Annotated in this window: 15 protein-coding genes; 12 read left to right on the forward strand and 3 right to left on the reverse strand. The window is 59.1% G+C overall.

The window, feature by feature from the left end; all coding sequences use genetic code 11:
* The first annotated feature begins 37 nt into the window (after positions 1-37).
* The 3 genes from G6R15_RS09400 to G6R15_RS09410 are packed head-to-tail and all read left to right on the forward strand — an operon-like array spanning position 38 to position 1,689.
* Positions 38-409, forward strand: a complete 372-nt coding sequence (locus tag G6R15_RS09400) for a cytochrome c family protein (protein ID WP_164659609.1) — start codon at positions 38-40, stop codon at positions 407-409.
* A gap of 16 nt (positions 410-425) precedes the next feature.
* A complete protein-coding gene (locus G6R15_RS09405) occupies positions 426-959 on the forward strand; it encodes an RNA polymerase sigma factor (protein ID WP_164659610.1) in 534 nt (177 codons plus the stop codon).
* Positions 949-1,689, forward strand: a complete 741-nt coding sequence (locus G6R15_RS09410) for a hypothetical protein (RefSeq protein WP_164659611.1) — start codon at positions 949-951, stop codon at positions 1,687-1,689. The genes G6R15_RS09405 and G6R15_RS09410 overlap by 11 nt, the downstream gene beginning before the upstream one ends.
* A 22-nt stretch (positions 1,690-1,711) precedes the next feature.
* Here G6R15_RS09410 and G6R15_RS09415 read toward each other — a convergent pair whose 3' ends face one another.
* Complete coding sequence (locus G6R15_RS09415) at positions 1,712-2,869, reverse strand: acyl-CoA dehydrogenase family protein (protein ID WP_164659612.1); 1,158 nt, start codon at positions 2,867-2,869, stop codon at positions 1,712-1,714.
* Entirely contained in the window at positions 2,866-3,504 is a 639-nt protein-coding gene (locus G6R15_RS09420; protein ID WP_164659613.1) for a TetR/AcrR family transcriptional regulator, read from the reverse strand. The genes G6R15_RS09415 and G6R15_RS09420 overlap by 4 nt, the downstream gene beginning before the upstream one ends.
* Before the next feature lie 115 nt (positions 3,505-3,619).
* Here G6R15_RS09420 and G6R15_RS09425 point away from each other — a divergent pair, with 115 nt between their 5' ends.
* The 9 genes from G6R15_RS09425 (at position 3,620) to G6R15_RS09465 (ending at position 14,808) form a co-directional block, all read left to right on the forward strand.
* Positions 3,620-5,401, forward strand: a complete 1,782-nt coding sequence (locus tag G6R15_RS09425) for an acyclic terpene utilization AtuA family protein (protein WP_164659614.1) — start codon at positions 3,620-3,622, stop codon at positions 5,399-5,401.
* Entirely contained in the window at positions 5,401-7,020 is a 1,620-nt protein-coding gene (locus tag G6R15_RS09430) for an acyl-CoA carboxylase subunit beta (RefSeq protein WP_164659615.1), read from the forward strand. The genes G6R15_RS09425 and G6R15_RS09430 overlap by 1 nt, the downstream gene beginning before the upstream one ends.
* A 2-nt stretch (positions 7,021-7,022) precedes the next feature.
* A complete protein-coding gene (locus tag G6R15_RS09435; RefSeq protein WP_164659616.1) occupies positions 7,023-7,811 on the forward strand; it encodes an enoyl-CoA hydratase/isomerase family protein in 789 nt (262 codons plus the stop codon).
* A 3-nt stretch (positions 7,812-7,814) separates the two neighbouring features.
* Positions 7,815-9,794: a biotin carboxylase N-terminal domain-containing protein gene (locus G6R15_RS09440; protein WP_164659617.1), complete on the forward strand. Its 1,980-nt coding sequence runs from the start codon at positions 7,815-7,817 to the stop codon at positions 9,792-9,794.
* Positions 9,795-10,922: a nitronate monooxygenase gene (locus tag G6R15_RS09445; RefSeq protein WP_164659618.1), complete on the forward strand. Its 1,128-nt coding sequence runs from the start codon at positions 9,795-9,797 to the stop codon at positions 10,920-10,922.
* A complete protein-coding gene (locus tag G6R15_RS09450; RefSeq protein ID WP_164659619.1) occupies positions 10,923-11,711 on the forward strand; it encodes a TIGR03084 family metal-binding protein in 789 nt (262 codons plus the stop codon). It abuts the gene before it with no gap.
* A gap of 357 nt (positions 11,712-12,068) precedes the next feature.
* Positions 12,069-13,226, forward strand: coding sequence for an acyl-CoA dehydrogenase family protein (locus G6R15_RS09455; protein WP_164659620.1), 1,158 nt, complete (start codon positions 12,069-12,071; stop codon positions 13,224-13,226).
* Between the two features lie 207 nt (positions 13,227-13,433).
* Positions 13,434-14,042: a DJ-1/PfpI family protein gene (locus G6R15_RS09460; protein WP_164659621.1), complete on the forward strand. Its 609-nt coding sequence runs from the start codon at positions 13,434-13,436 to the stop codon at positions 14,040-14,042.
* A gap of 19 nt (positions 14,043-14,061) precedes the next feature.
* Positions 14,062-14,808, forward strand: a complete 747-nt coding sequence (locus G6R15_RS09465) for a nuclear transport factor 2 family protein (RefSeq protein WP_164659622.1) — start codon at positions 14,062-14,064, stop codon at positions 14,806-14,808.
* A 6-nt stretch (positions 14,809-14,814) separates the two neighbouring features.
* On the opposite strand, the gene G6R15_RS09470 is transcribed toward G6R15_RS09465, so the two are convergent.
* On the reverse strand, positions 14,815-15,711 hold the full coding sequence (locus G6R15_RS09470; RefSeq protein ID WP_164659623.1) for a LysR family transcriptional regulator: 897 nt from the start codon (positions 15,709-15,711) through the stop codon (positions 14,815-14,817).
* Positions 15,712-15,809 lie beyond the last annotated feature (98 nt).

Genomic DNA, 15,809 nt, shown 5'->3' on the forward strand with positions numbered 1-15,809 from the left:
CGCGCTCCAGCATCAAAGCCAAATGAGAGGCAATAGCATGAAACTGATGATTGCCGGAGCATTGGTTCTGATCACCTTGAGCACAGCTGCGATGGCCGAAGGGGATGCCAAGGCGGGCAAGAAGGTGTTCAACAAATGCAAGGCTTGCCACACGGTCAAAGAGGGCAAGAACAAGGTGGGTCCAACGCTTTTCAGGATCGTTGGTGCACGGGCAGCGCAAGTGGATGGTTTCAAGTATTCGGATGCGCTGCTTGATGCAGAGCTGACCTGGAATGTTGAAACGCTCAAGGCGTTTTTGACCAAGCCCAAAGAGTTGGTGCCCGGCAATAAGATGTCCTTTGCAGGACTGAAGAAGGAACAGCAGATTGACGACCTGATCGCTTATCTGGTGGCTGAAAGCGAAGAGTAACGGGGCAGGGTGAGGTATGAAGTTTTGGCGACGGCAGACATCGCATGACATTGTGCGTGATGGTGTCGTGGCCGTGTTTCCTCGTCTTTGGCGCTACAGCCTGACCTTGACCGGTAGAGCCGAAGGTGCCGACGATCTGGCGCAGGCTGCTTGTCTGCGGGCGATTGAGCAGGCGGACCGGTTCGAGGTTGGCACTGATTTGGCCAAGTGGATGTTTCGCATCGCTCATAACCTGTGGATCAGCGAGCTGCGCAAGACCGCGGTTCGCACTGGTGGCGGATTGGTGGCGATCGAGGATGCCGATCTGCGTGATCTCAAACCCGGACCCGAGGCGGCGCTGTTGAACCGCGAAGTCATGGTCGCCGTTCTACGCTTGCCCGAGGCGCAACGTGCCACAGTGGTCCTGGTCTATGTCGAGGGTTATGCTTATCGCGAGGCGGCCGAGATCCTGGATATCCCGATTGGCACCGTCATGAGCCGCCTGGCCAGTGCAAGGGCCACGATCAGCCGGATGTTCGAACACGAAAAAGGCACGCGCCATGGCAGATAGAACTTTCACCGACGAAGAGCTGGTCGCCTTTCTGGACGGCGAAGAAGAACATGCGCCCATGTCGGCGATCCGCGCGGCTTTGAAGCGTGATCCGGTGGTACAGCAGCGTTTGGATGCATTGCGGATTGATACACAGGCCGTTGCTGACGGATTTGCGACCCTGTTAGAGCAGAACCGGCATGCTCCGGAAACGCCAGTGGCGCCTCCGGCTCGAGGATTTGGTGTACCCGTGATGGCGATGGCGGCAAGCCTTGCTTTGGCAATTGGGCTAGGGGCGGGAACATACTTGAACCACAAAGCGCAACCTGGCTGGCTGGATTATGTGGCGGCCTATCAGGCACTCTATTCCACGGAAACGCTTGCGCATATCCAGCAGGACGCGGTTGCACAGCAAGCCGAGTTGGATCGGGTGGCTGTGGCCATTGGCAAGATGCTGACACCGGCAGAACTCGATGTGCTTTCAGGAGCGGAATACAAGCGCGCGCAGGTGCTGAACTTCAACGACAAGCCTTTGATCCAGTTGACGTTCCTGACCGACGATGGCGACCCGCTGGCCTTGTGTATTATTCGCTCGGACAAGGGGCGATCCGCGCGCCCGGAATTGTCGCAAATGGAAGGGATGAGCGCTGCCGTCTGGGGACAGAGTGGCTATGAATACCTGCTGATCGGCGGGCAGGACAATGCACAGATCGAACGCTATGCAGAGGCCTTTTCGGAGGCCGAGATTTAGCGGCCTCCGTCATGCACCGGCACTATTGCCCAGCCAACCCCATCTGACGCACGGCCAGATCGCGCATGATCTCCTCGGACCCACCACCGATGGCCATGACTTTGATCTCTCGCCAGACACGTTCGACCGGATTGCCGGTCATGTAGCTGGCACCGCCAAAGACCTGCATCGCCTCGGACGCCACAAATTCCAGCGATTTGGTTGCCTGCACCTTTGCTTTGGCCAGCTCGGCAATCGGCATCAGGCCCTGATTGATTGCCCAGCAGATGCGCTCGATATAGGCCTCGTTCAGGTCGATCTTGGCGGACATTTCGGCGAACTTGTGGGCGATCACCTGATGTTCGATCAACCGCTGACCAAATGTCTTGCGCTCGCGTGCCCAATCGAGCGCGCTGTCATAGCAGATCTTCATCATGCCCAATGAACCCGACGCAAGTGACAGCCTTTCAAAATTGAAATTGTTCATGATCGCGATGAAGCCTTTGTTTTCCGGCCCCAACAGGGCGCTTTCAGGCAATTCGCAATCGTCCATGTGCAGCGTCGCTTGCTGCGAGCAGTGCCAGCCCATCTTGCCACCCAGTGGCGTGCGGCTGAATCCGGGCGCATCATGGGGCACCAGAAACAGCGAGATCCCCGCCAGCCCTGGCCCACCGGTGCGCGCGCCGATCACGAACCATTCGGCGTCCATGCCGCCGGTGATATAGGTCTTTTCCCCGTTCAGAATCCACTTGTCGCCCTTGCGCTCGGCTTTGGTCGTCAGGTTTGCTACATCCGACCCGCCCCCCGGTTCGGTGATCCCCAGAGACGACATCATCCGCCCACTCAGGATTTCAGGCAGTAGCGTTTTCTTGACCTCTTCAGATGCAAACTTGGAGATCGGAGCGATCGAAATCAACCGCCCACCCACGGCAGCGGCCACGCCCGACGCGCCACAGCCAAACAGCAGCTCGTTGAAATCATGGCGCATAAACGCATCATCGAAGCCCAGCCCACCGTATGCCTCGTCAATGCCGAAGCCATAGACGCCAAAATCACCGATGGCGGTGTGCAACGCGGCCGGAACCGCGTGATCTGCTTCCCATTTTTCGATGTTAGGTTTGATTTCAGCGTCAACAAAGCGAGAGAAATCCCGTCGTAGAGCCTCGCGCTCCGGGGTCATAAAGGGGGAGGGCAGGGTCATTGGTCGATCTCCAAATCGGGGGTGGGCCGTACGGAAAGCTGAGTTTCCATCATGCGGGCAAAGCGGTCCATCATCCGGGTCAGGTATTCGGGCGATGAGACAAATTTTTCATGCAACAGCAGTCCACGCAAAAAGTTCCGCGCGATGCTCCAGAGCAGTTCGGTGTCCTCACGGTCTCCGTCTGTGCTGGTGTAAGACTGTGCGATCAGCGCCAGGTTGGATTGGTCCCAATCTAGCAGGCTGTCTTCAAGAAGTTGATACAGCTCGGCATCAGTTCGGCAGGCCACCAGGATTTCAACAAGCGCACGACCACCCGAGGAGTTCACGATCCGGTTCCAGGATGTCATGATCAGGTCATAGACCGGCAGGACACCTAATGTATCGCCACGTTCCACCGGACCTTGGGCGTTGCTTAGCAGTTGCATGGCAGTGGCGGCCACCAGCGCCTGCTTGGTGGGGAAATGATGTGTGATCGCACCGCGTGATACATTGGCCTTGGCCTGGATCTTGGCAAATGTGGTCTCGGCATAGCCAAGCCGGTCCAGGCACTCGATGGCGGCATGACAGATCTTGGCCCGCATGGCTTGCGAGCGCTTGTCTTGCAGTGAAACTTTGTTTGTTGGTGTCTCAGTCATGTTCCGTCGCGTCGGTTTGTCAGATCACCGTTGACCGGTGGGGTTGAGCAGGACCATAAAAACAGAACGGGCGGTCTGTAAACTGAATTTCGCTGTCTGCAGGGAGGGACGTAACGTGACAAGGCCACTGAAAATTGGCGGGGCCAGCGGGTTCTGGGGAGAGGCCCAGCACGCGACGGCGCAATTGTTGCGCGTGCCCGATCTGGATGTTCTGGTTTACGACTACCTGGCCGAGGTGACCATGTCGATCATGGCGCGGGCCCGGATAAAGGACGCGGACAAGGGCTATGCATCCGACTTTGTGAGCGACGCGATGGGGCGTAACCTGTCGGCAATCGCCGCGAAGGGCGTCAAAGTCCTGTCCAACGCGGGTGGTGTGAACCCGGTCGCCTGCGGCAAAGCATTGCGGGCCAAGATTGCTGAGGCGGGACTAAGTCTGAGCGTGGCGGTGGTCGAAGGCGACGACCTGCTGCCGCGCGCTGCTGAGTTTGCGGGTGAGGCCGAGATGTTTTCCGAAGCACCGATGCCGCCCGTAGATAAGCTTGCCTCGATGAACGCCTATATCGGCGCGGCTCCAATCGTGGCCGCGTTGAGGGCCGGGGCGGATATCGTCATCACCGGCCGCTGCGTGGACAGCGCACTGACGCTTGCGGCTTGCATGCACCACTATGGCTGGCAAGCTGGCGATCACGATCTGTTGGCGGCTGGCTCGCTCGCGGGTCATCTGCTGGAATGCGGGCCGCAGGTCACGGGTGGCAATTTCACTGATTGGGAACAGTCCGGTGACATTGCCAAGATCGGCTATCCTGTGGCCGAGGTCGCGGACGATGGCTCGATGATCCTGACCAAGCCCGAAGGCACGACAGGATGTGTCACGCCTGCAACCTGTGCCGAACAGATGCTTTATGAAATCGGCGACCCAAGCGCCTATCTGCTGCCGGATGTCGCGTGCGATTTCACCCAGGTTGCGATGACGCAGGACGGACCGGACCGGGTTCGTGTGACCGGCACCAAAGGGCATGCGCCCACAGGAAAACTCAAGGTTTCGGCCACTTGGGCAGATGGATTCCGGGCTGGTTTGACGTTTCTGGTCAACGGTCGCGAGGCTCGAACCAAGGCTCAGGCGTTTGCACAGGCGGGACTGGACCGTGCTCGCGCCGCGCTGAACAAGATGAAAGCGCCGGACTACCGCGAGGTGTCTTTCGAAGCGTTTGGCGGCAAGCCTGGTGAGGGCGACTATGAAGAGATTTCGTTCAAGGCTGCTTTGCGGCACGACGATGCCCGCGCCGTTGGGTTGTTTCTCAAAGAACTCACTGGGGCCGCTTTGGCGACGCCTCCGGGCTTGCATATCTTCACCGCCGGGGGACGTCCGCGCCCGTCGCCGGTGGTTGCGTTGTTCTCGTTCCTTGTTCCCGCAACCGACCTGACCTATCGCATTTCGGTGGACGGCAAAGTAGTTGCATTCCAGACGCCCAACCTGCCGCTGAACCAATCACCCGGCACAGCACCTGCTGCACCGCAAGCACCCGACGCCGACTCCGACATGATCGAACGCAGTCTCGAAGACCTTGCCTGGGCCCGGTCCGGCGACAAGGGTGACAAGGCCAACATCGGCGTCATCGCTCGGCATCCGGCCTATTTGCCTTACATCTGGGCGGCTCTGTCCGAGAGAGTTATCGAGGCACGTTTTGCGGAGTATCTGCAAGGTGGCATCGACCGCTACTATCTGCCGGGGACCCATTCGATGAACATTCTGCTGCATGATGCGCTGGGCGGGGGCGGTGTTGCTTCGCTGCGCAACGATGCACAGGGCAAGAGTTATGCCCAAATCCTGCTTGCCACGCCGGTGCAAATCCCGGCCGGTTTAACCGTCAATTCAAATGAGGGAGGCATCTGATGGGGTTCGTCAGCCAGATCGTTCGCGACTCTGAAATCTATGCCAAGAACCGTGCCGACATGCTGGCGCTTGTGGACGAGATGCGCGCGCTTGAGGCACGGCCAGTGGCCCTGTCGGAACAGCGCCGCGAACGGATGGAAGCGCGCGGTCAGATCACGCCGCGTGATCGTCTGGCACATCTGCTCGATCCGGGCATGCCGTTTGTGCAGATCCATGGGCTTGCAGGGTATTGCGTCGATCACAAAGATCCCGAGAAATCGGTGCCGGGTGCCTCGTTGATCATTGGTATCGGGTTCATCTCAGGCGTGCGTTGCATGATCATCGTTGATGATGCGGGCATCAAGGCAGGCTCGATGGTCGAAATGTCCGGCGCGGCTTTCCTGAGCGCACAGGACATGGCGTTGAAACAGAACCTGCCGTTTGTGCATTTGGTGGAAAGCGCGGGCGCCAATCTGATGGAATACAAGGTCGAGTTCTGGGCCAATGGCGGCAAGCTGTTCCGCAACCTGGCGCGCCATTCGGCGGCAGGCCTGCCAAACGTGGCGGTGCTGCACGGGCCGTCGACGGCGGGTGGGGCCTATATGCCCGGCCTTGCGGACTATGTGGTCGGGGTGAAGAAAAACGGCATGGCCGCATTGGCTGGAGCTGCACTGACCTTTGCCGCGACAGGCGAAAAGGCCAACGACCGCGATTTGGGCGGATCAGAGATGCATTCTACCACCTCTGGTCTGGTCGAATACCTGGCCGAGGATGACGCGCATGGGGTTGCCATGGCCCGCGATGTGATGGCGCGGCTGGATTGGAACAAATCCCTGCCCGAACGGCGGGACAAAGACGTCCAGCCGCCGAAATACGATGCCGATGAGATCGCAGGCGTGGTGCCCACCGATTACCGCATTCCATACGATGTCCGTGAGGTTGTGGCGCGGATTGTGGACGGGTCCGAATTCGAGGATTTCAAACCAGGTTATGGGGCGGCCACCGTCTGTCTACAGGCGGCGATCAATGGCATTTCCGTTGGCATCGTCGGCAACAATGGGCCTTTGGATCCGGCAGGGGCCAACAAGGCCAGCCAGTTCATTCAACTGTGCGGGCAAAGCGATACACCGCTGATCTTCCTTAACAACATCACAGGTTTCATGGTCGGAACACAGTACGAACAGGGTGGCATGATCAAGCACGGGGCCAAGATGATCCAGGCCGTGACCTCGGTCGATGTGCCCAAGATCACGCTCTACATCGGGGCCAGTTTCGGGGCCGGGAACTATGGCATGTGCGGCTATGCCTATGATCCCGATTTCCTGTTTGCCTGGCCCAATGCCGCAACCGGCGTGATGGGTGGCGAGCAGGCTGCGGGGACGATGGAAATGGTGGCGCGGGCCGGGATGAAGCGCAAAGGAATCGAGCCGGATGAGGACAAACTCAAGATGCAGACGGCGATGATCACACAGCATTTCACCAGCCAGGAGGCGGCGTTCTATACCTCGGGTCGCTGTATCGACCACGGTGTGATCGACCCGCGCGACACGCGCCGGGTGTTGGGCTTTTGCCTGGAAACCTGCCTGGAAGGGCGCGCGCGCAAGGTCAAGCCGACCTCGTACGGCGTGCACAGGTTCTGATCATGCTGCCAACATCCCAACATCTGGAATTGGAACAGGACGGCGCGTGGCTGACCGTCTGGTTCAACGAACCCGAAAAGCGTAATCCTCTTACCAATGATCGGGTCGAGGCGCTGATCGCGCTTTGCGGTGCGCTCCAAACAGCCACCATTCGCGGCGTGACGTTTCGTGGTCGCGGGGGCATCTTTTGCGCTGGTGGCGATCTGAAGTCGTTCAAGACGGTGTTTCAGGGCGGTGCATCAAAGGACGATGTCGTGGCGCTCAGCCTGCGCGCGGCTGACCTGTTCGACGCGGTGGCGGCCCTGCCGCAGTTCACCGTGATGGCGGTTGAGGGCGCGGTCATGGCGGGCGGCTTTGGTCTGGCCTGCATCGGCGACATGGTGATCGCCGCCGAAGGCACCAAATTCAGCCTGTCCGAGACGCGCATCGGCCTGACCCCCGCGCAGATTGCGCCTTTTGTTGTGGCGCGATTGGGGATGCCAGCCGCTCGCCGGATGATGCTGACCGGTGCCATGATGGGCACGGAAGCAGCTCAGGATGTAGGCCTTGTGGATCAGGTCACGGATGACATGGACGCAGCGCTGGTCGCCCAACAGAAAAAGGTTATGGCCGCCGCCCCGCACGCGCTGGCGGCCATCAAGCAGCAACTCTTGGCCGTGCCGTTCCAGACCCGCGAAGAACAGCGCCAGATGGCGGCAAACACCTTTGCCGACCGCATGCTCTCGGACGAGGCGCGCGAGGGTATTTCCGCATTCTTCGACAAACGAAAACCCATTTGGGCAGAGGAATAATTCATGGCATTTGACACACTCCTTGTGGCGAACCGGGGCGAGATCGCAGTCCGCGTGATCCGCACAGCGCAATCCCTGGGCCTGCGTGCGGTGGCCGTTTACACCACGGCAGATGCCAAAGCCCCCCATGTGGCCCTGGCGGACGAGGCTGTCTGGATCGGCGAGGGGCCGGTGGGCGACAGCTATCTGATCGGTGACAAGATTCTGGCGGCCGCGCAGCAGACCGGTTCCGGTGCGATCCATCCCGGCTATGGCTTTTTGTCCGAGAACTCCGAATTTGCGCAGGCCGTGGAAGCCGCAGGGTTGACCTTTATCGGGCCTGAACCATCGGCGATCCTGTCGATGGGCAACAAGGCAGAAGCCAAACGCCTGATGATCGCCGCCGGGGTGCCTTGCGTGCCCGGATATGAAGGAGCAGGCCAGTCTGACGCAGTGCTGATCGAAGCGGCGGGCAGCATTGGCTTTCCGATCATGGTCAAGGCAGCTGCTGGTGGCGGCGGGCGCGGCATGCGGCTGGTACATGACAGTGGCGACTTGGGTGAGGCGATCGCCTTGGCCAGATCCGAAGCGGAGAACGCCTTTGGGTCTGGTGAGTTGATCCTGGAAAAGGCCATCATCGAGCCTCGCCATGTGGAAATTCAGGTCTTTGCAGACACCCATGGCAATGTAATTCATCTGGGCGAGCGCGATTGTTCGGTTCAACGCCGTCACCAGAAGGTGGTGGAAGAGGCTCCGTGCCCAGTGATGACACCCGAACTGCGTGCCCGCATGGGCGCGGCTGCAGTGGAGGCCGCGCGCGCTGTCGCTTATCGCGGGGCCGGGACTGTCGAATTCCTGTTGGATGAGGCGAGAGAGTTTTTCTTCCTTGAGATGAACACCCGGCTTCAGGTGGAACACCCCGTCACGGAACTGGTCACAGGCCTTGATCTGGTGGCGATGCAGATCGCCGTGGCGCAGGGCGAAACCCTGCCATTGACTCAGGACGATGTGGTCCTGACCGGCCACGCCATCGAGGTTCGGCTGTATGCTGAAGATCCCGCCAACGACTATCTGCCCGCCACAGGTCCGATTGATCTCTGGCAGCCCGCGTGCGGCCCCGGTGTCCGCGTTGACGCAGGGATTGTGACAGGGCAAGAGGTGGTCTCGCCGTTTTATGACCCGATGTTGGCCAAACTGATCGCCTATGGCCCCACACGCGAGGTGGCCCGGGCGCGGTTGATCAAGACAGTGAAGGAGTCGGTTCTGTTGGGCACTGTCACCAACTCGGCCTTCTTGGCGGATGTTCTGGGACAAGAGGCGTTTGCCAAAGGCGAGGCGACAACAGCCTTCCTGGATCAAGCCTATCCCGACGGTTTCCCGGTGACCGAAGCAAAGCCCCAAAACGTCGCGTTGGCTTTGGCCCTGTTGTTGGAGGCAGATCGAAAACGCACCAAACAGGCAGCTGGTTATGTCTCGGACGACCAGTTGGGCTGGTCCAGCGCGGCGCTGTTGCCGTTGCAAATGATCTTGATGTTCGGTGACGAGGAGCTGACGCCGCGCGCCCTGGCCAAACCCGATGGCTGGTCCATCTGGGTGGGCGGGGAGCAGTTCGGCGTGTGCTTTACCGGTCGTGCTAACGGACGCATTCGCGCCCGGATCAACGACCAGACGGTTGATGTGGTGGCTCATGTTACCCGCGACGCGGTCCAGATCGCCGTTGGCGCCGACCGCCTGAGTTTCCGCCGTCCGCGCCCCGGTGCGCAGGATGGCGCCGCTACCGCCGGTGACCGTGTCACCGCGCCGATGCCCGGTTTGGTGGTCGAGGTGCAGGCCGAACCGGGGATGACGGTCACCAAGGGCGACCGTTTGGCGGTTCTTGAAGCCATGAAAATGCAACATCAGATCACCGCCGCCATCGATGGCACGGTGGCTAGCGTTCACGTCAAGGCGGGGCAACAGTTGACTGCGGGTGACGTGATGATCGAGATTGAGGAGACCGAATAAATGAACTCTGACCTGTGCCGCCAGCTTGGCATCGAATTTCCGCTGTTTGCTTTCAGCCACTGCCGCGATGTGGTGGCCGCGGTCACACGTGCCGGGGGCATGGGCGTCTTTGGCGCGGTTATGTATACGCCTGAGCAATTGCGGACGGAACTGGAATGGATTGACGCCCACTGCGACGGCAAACCCTATGGCGTTGACCTGATCGTTCCGACCTCGATCCAGAAGCAGGACAGCGAGCCGTCAGATGCGGCTCTGTTGGGCGCGGTGCCTGCCGAGCATATGGAGTTCGCCAACCAGGTGCTTGGCCATTACGGTGTCAGCACTGATGATCTGGATGGTGCACGCACGGACTTGCTGCATTTCTCGCACAACATGAACAGCGCGGGCGCGCAAGAGATGCTGGATGTGGCGTTCTCCTTCCCGATCAAGCTGATCGCAAACGCGCTTGGAACACCGCCGCAGGTGATGATCGAACGCGCGCGTGAAGCCGGTGTGCCGGTTGCTGCTCTGGTCGGGGCCAAGAAACACGCTGAGCTTCAGGTCGCCGCAGGCGTCGACATTTTGGTGGCGGCAGGAGGCGAGGCTGGCGGCCATTGCGGAGACATCTCGACCATGGTGCTGGTGCCCGAAGTTGTTTCAGTGGCCAAAGGCACACCGGTTCTGGCTGCAGGCGGCATCGTCACAGGCGCGCAGATGGCAGCGGCCATGGCGATGGGCGCTGCGGGCGCCTGGTGCGGATCAGTTTGGTTGACCACAGCCGAGGGCGAGCCGTCACAGCAGATCAAGGATAAAATGCTGGCGGCCACATCATCCGACACGGTGCGCTCGCGATCGCGCACCGGCAAGGGATCACGGCAGCTGAAATCGGCTTGGACCGATGCGTGGGAGGCCAAGGGACCGATACCTTTGCCGATGCCATTACAATCTCTGGTGTCCGAACCTGCATTGCGCAAAGTCGAAAAACTGGCTCAGTCGGGGCACGATGGCGCAGCGGAATTGTCGACGTATTGGGTGGGTCAAGGCGTCGGGCTGATGAACCAGGCGACATCCACCGCCGCAGTCGTGCAGGATTTCAAAGAAGATTACCTGACCGCTGTTGAGCGGCTGATGACCACGCTGGAGGAATAAATGGAGCAAGCAACAGATTTTCTGGCCGAGAGCGAGGCGCTGAATACAGCATTTGGCGGTGTTTCGGGTGACCAATGGAACACCGTGACCCAGTTCAAGGGATGGACCTTGAATGACGTGCTGGTGCATCTTCATTTCTGGAACCAGATGGCAGATTTGTCCTTGACGGACGTGGCGGCCTTTCAGGCGCGGTTGGCCGAGACCTTTGCGGGGATTGGCAAGAACGGGTTTCGGGCGACTGAAAACCGTATGATCACCCTGCGTGGAGAAGAGTTGCGCGCGGCGTGGCAGACCCTTTATCGCGACATCGGTGCCCGTTGGGTCGATCTGGATCCCAAGCATCGGGTTAAATGGGCCGGGCCGGACATGTCCGTGCGCTCGTCTATTACAGCGCGCCAGATGGAGACTTGGGCCCACGGACAGGAGGTATTCGATGTGCTGGGGGTGCAGCGTGTAGAGCAGGACTGGGTCAAGAACATCGTCGTGTTAGGCGTGAACACGTTCGGCTGGGCTTACAAGGTTAATGGTCTTGATGTCCCGCTTGTCATGCCCCGGTTGGAACTGACAGCCCCGTCAGGTGCGGTGTGGGAATTTGGTGAACCTAGCGAAAACAAGATCAGCGGATCAGCGGTCGAATTTGCACAGGTTTCGGCCCAGACCCGCAATGTTGGAGACACCGATTTGCTGATCGAAGGGCCTGAGGCGACCAAATGGATGTCGATCGCCCAGTGTTTTGCGGGCGGGCCGGAACAGCCGCCTGTTCGGGGCCTGCGCCACCGCGTGAGCTGACGGCCTTCATGTTGGCGCTGTTGTGCCAAAACACCTGATGAACCTCGCCGGATTGGGGGGGGCTCCCGCCGGTCGTCGAGGTTTCTGGCGAAACATCTCCTCCTGTTGGGCCAGGCTCAGGTGGGCTTTGCCCACCTGAGCCTGGCCCCCTGCCGTCCGCAGGACGCAAGGCCGTTAGGCCGCGCAGATTTTGCGACCGGAGGCGGCGCTATTGGTGGCCGAAGTACGCCAGCGGAAAATGCCGTGAGGGAAAAAGGACGTTGCGTAGCGACCTTAGGACGCCGCGTTATCCAGATTGGCTTGAATCTGCAGCGACGGTAACATGTTGGCAACTTGAGATTTTGGAGGATACACAGGATGACTCTCTTTACCCCGACAGCCGACTGGGTCACCGAAGAACACAAGATGTTTGCCGATATGTCCGGCCGGTTTCTTGATGATGAATTGGTCCCGAACATCGATACCTGGAACAGCAACGGCGTGGTCGATCGCACCTTTTGGAACAAGGTGGGAGAGGCTGGCTTGATGGGGGGCACCATTGCCGAAGAATACGGCGGTGTCGGTGGTGGCATGGGCTTTGACTCTGTGCTGATGTACGAACAAGCCTCACGCGGGGACAGCGGTTGGGGCTATGGTATCCAATCCATCGTCATGCATTACATCGCTGGCTATGGCAGTGAAGAGCAAAAGCAGAAATGGTTGCCCAAGCTGGTATCGGGCGAAATGGTCGGTGCAATAGCGATGACCGAGCCCGGCACGGGGTCTGACCTGCAGTCGGTGCGTACAACGGCCGAGAAGGATGGCAACCATTACAAGATCAACGGATCAAAGATCTTTATCACCAACGGCCAGACTGCGGATCTGATCATTGTTGTGGCCAAGACGGACAAGAATGAGGGCGCTAAGGGCGTTTCGCTGATCGGGATCGAGACGGAAGGCACCGAAGGGTTCCGCCGTGGTCGCAACCTCAAGAAACTGGGAATGAAGGCCAACGACACTGCCGAGTTGTTCTTTGAGGACGTCAAGGTGCCGATGACCAATCTGATCGGCCAGGACGAAGGACAGGGATTCTATCAGTTGATGAGGCAGCTTCCCTGGGAGCGTCTGACCATCGGGATCATGGCCCTTGGTGCGATCGACTTTGCGATTGCCGAGACGGTGAAATACACGCAAGAGCGCAAAGCCTTTGGACAGCGTGTGATGGATTTCCAGAACACCCGTTTCAAGCTGGCGGAATGCAAAACCAAGGCCGAACTGCTGCGCAGTTTCGTCAACGACTGCATCGCGCGCCTGGAACAGGGGACGTTGGATGCGACCACCGCGTCAATGGTGAAATACTGGGGGTCCGAAGTGCAAAACGAGATTATGCACGAATGCCTGCAGCTCTTTGGCGGTTATGGCTTCATGATGGAGTATCCTATCGCGCGCCTCTATGCCGATGCGCGTGTTCAGATGATCTATGGCGGTACAAACGAGGTGATGAAAGAGCTCATCGCCCGCTCTTTGGACGTCTGATCAATAGCAACAGCGGGCACTCCCGTCCGTCGTCAAGGTTCCCTTCGGAACCCCTCCTCCCGTTGGGCCGGGCAGGCTCGGGCTGTGCCCGAGCCTGCCCGGCCCCCGCCGTCCGCAGGACGCAAGACCGACAGGCCGCGCAGGTTGCAAGCTGTGTGCTTCCCTGTAACATCGCCCTCTCTTTCGACACAGAGCAGAGACGGTACTATGCGCAAGATTGCGGCTCTCATTTTTCCTGGTTTCGAACTGCTCGACGTCTTTGGCCCGATGGAGATGTTCGGGCTGCTGTCCGAAGAATTCACGCTCGAGCTGATCGCTGAAACTCGCGGTCCGGTCCCGAGCAATCAAGGTTTGTCCGCGCATGTCACAGCCACGACCGCTGACGAATTTGACCATGACATCTTGTTCGTACCCGGCGGCGCAGGCACTCGGCGGGAGGTGGAAAACACAAGCTTGCTTGAGTGGATTGCTAGTGTCTCGGGCAAATCCGAATTCACGTTGAGCGTCTGCACCGGCAGCGCTTTGCTGGCCCGCGCAGGTGTTTTGGATCATCGCCGTGCCACAACCAACAAGGCGGCTTTTGCATGGGTTGCGGCTCAAAGCTCTCTTGTCGATTGGGTGGGAAAGGCGCGTTGGGTGCAAGATGGAAAGATCTTCACGTCGTCCGGTGTGTCGGCGGGAATGGATATGGCGCTTGGTGCAATCGAATTCATGCACGGGCGTGACCGCGCGCTCGAGGTTGCCAAATGGTGCGAATACACGTGGCACGAAGATCGTGAGCATGATCCATTCGCGCAAGTACATGGTTTGATCTGACTCAAGAGGAGGCAAGGACATGTCTAACAAGGATCGTATTCGCGCGTTGCTAAAAAGCATCGAAACAGGCGACCCCGGACCAATCTCTGTCGTCAACGAGGCGCGCTACATTCAGCACAACCCACAGACCCATGAGGGCAGCGAGGGCCTGGCGGCGCTGTTCAAACGGCTGTCGCTGACCAATCCGCGCGTCAACATCGTGCGCGTTTTCGAGGACGGCGATTATGTCTTTGCGCATACCGAATATGACTTTTCGCGCCGTAATATCGGGTTCGAGGTGTTTCGTTTTGATCAAGGGCAAGCGGTCGAGCACTGGGACAATATCCAACCTCGTCTTGGGCCGAACGCGGCAGGTCATGACATGGTGGGGGGAGTGACTGAAGTCACCGATCTAAAGCTGACCGAAAACAACCGTACTGCGGTCCGCGAATTCGTTCGGACTGTTCTGCTAGACGGGCAGGTGGAACAGTTGTGTGAATGGATTTCCCCGAACGCGTTTACCGAGCACAACCCGCATCTGACCGACGACTTGCCTGGGCTGGCCCTGCATTTGTCCGCCAAGGACAAGATCGACTATCAGCGCCTGCATCGTATCCTCGCCGAAGGAGATTTTGTCCTCACTGTTTGTGAGGGAAACAGAAACGGTCAACGCAGTGCATTCTATGACCTCTTTCGACTTTCATGCGGGCGTATTGTCGAGCATTGGGACACGACCGAAAAAGTGGCGCCAGCATCGGAGTGGAAAAACGACAACGGCAAGTTTTAGTCGGGGCTATTCGCCCGGTAAGTCCAATTGATGTTGCAGCCATCCTCGAAAGGCTTGCAGCGGAGCCGAAGCTGCTTTTCCTTGGGGCCAGACCAGATAATAGCGCCCAAGGCTGACCTGAGGACCGTGCCAAGCACAGACCAGCCGCCCGTCTTTCAGGTCCTGCGCCACCAAGTAGCCAGGCAACAAGGCCACACCTAGCCCGTGAACCGTGGCCTGAATCATCGTTGAAAACTGATCAAACAGCATCCCGCGCACGCCGAACGCTTCGACCCCTTGAGTCGCAAACCACTGCTCCCAGGCGTCCGCTCGCGTGTCGAGGTGCAGCAGCGGGGCCGAAAGCAACCAATCCGGCGTGCCGTCAGATTGCTCCATCAAGGCAGGGGCACAAACTGGGATAACCTCTTCGCGCATCAGTTCAAGGTAGTCCGCACCGGCCCAATTCTGTTCCCCAAAGTGGATAGCGGCGTCGAACCCTTCGGTGCTGAAATCAAACGGGCGCAGGCGGGTGTTCAGGTTCATGGTCACGCCTGGATTCTTGCGGGCAAAGTCCTGCAAACGCGGTGCCAGCCAATGCATGCCAAAGGCGGGCAGGATGGCCAATTGTAGCGATCCGCCTTGCGGGTTGGCCTTGAGCTTGAGCGAGGCCTGCGCCAGTTGTTGCAGGATCTTTCTTGCGGTTTCCACATAACCTTCTGCTGCCGGGGTGAGTTGCAACCGCATCTGTGATCGCTCGATGAGGGCGACGCCCAATTGCTCTTCCAACGTTTTCAACTGACGACTGACAGCGCTTTGACTCAAAGACAATTCGCCCGCTGCGGCCGAGGCACTGCCGAGCCTGTCCACGGCCTCTAATGCCAGAAGAGAGCTGATCGAGGGAAGAAAGCGTCGGGGAGCAATCATATGAGTTTTCCTCATGGCTTTCGAACTTAATATCACTCGATCTTTTAGCGATCCAGCGCAATATTGAACCGGAACAAAACATCATGCGGGACGCTGCA

It is taken from the genome of Tropicibacter sp. Alg240-R139 (assembly GCF_900537075.1).
In the GTDB taxonomy this organism is placed as follows: Bacteria; Pseudomonadota; Alphaproteobacteria; order Rhodobacterales; family Rhodobacteraceae; genus Falsiruegeria.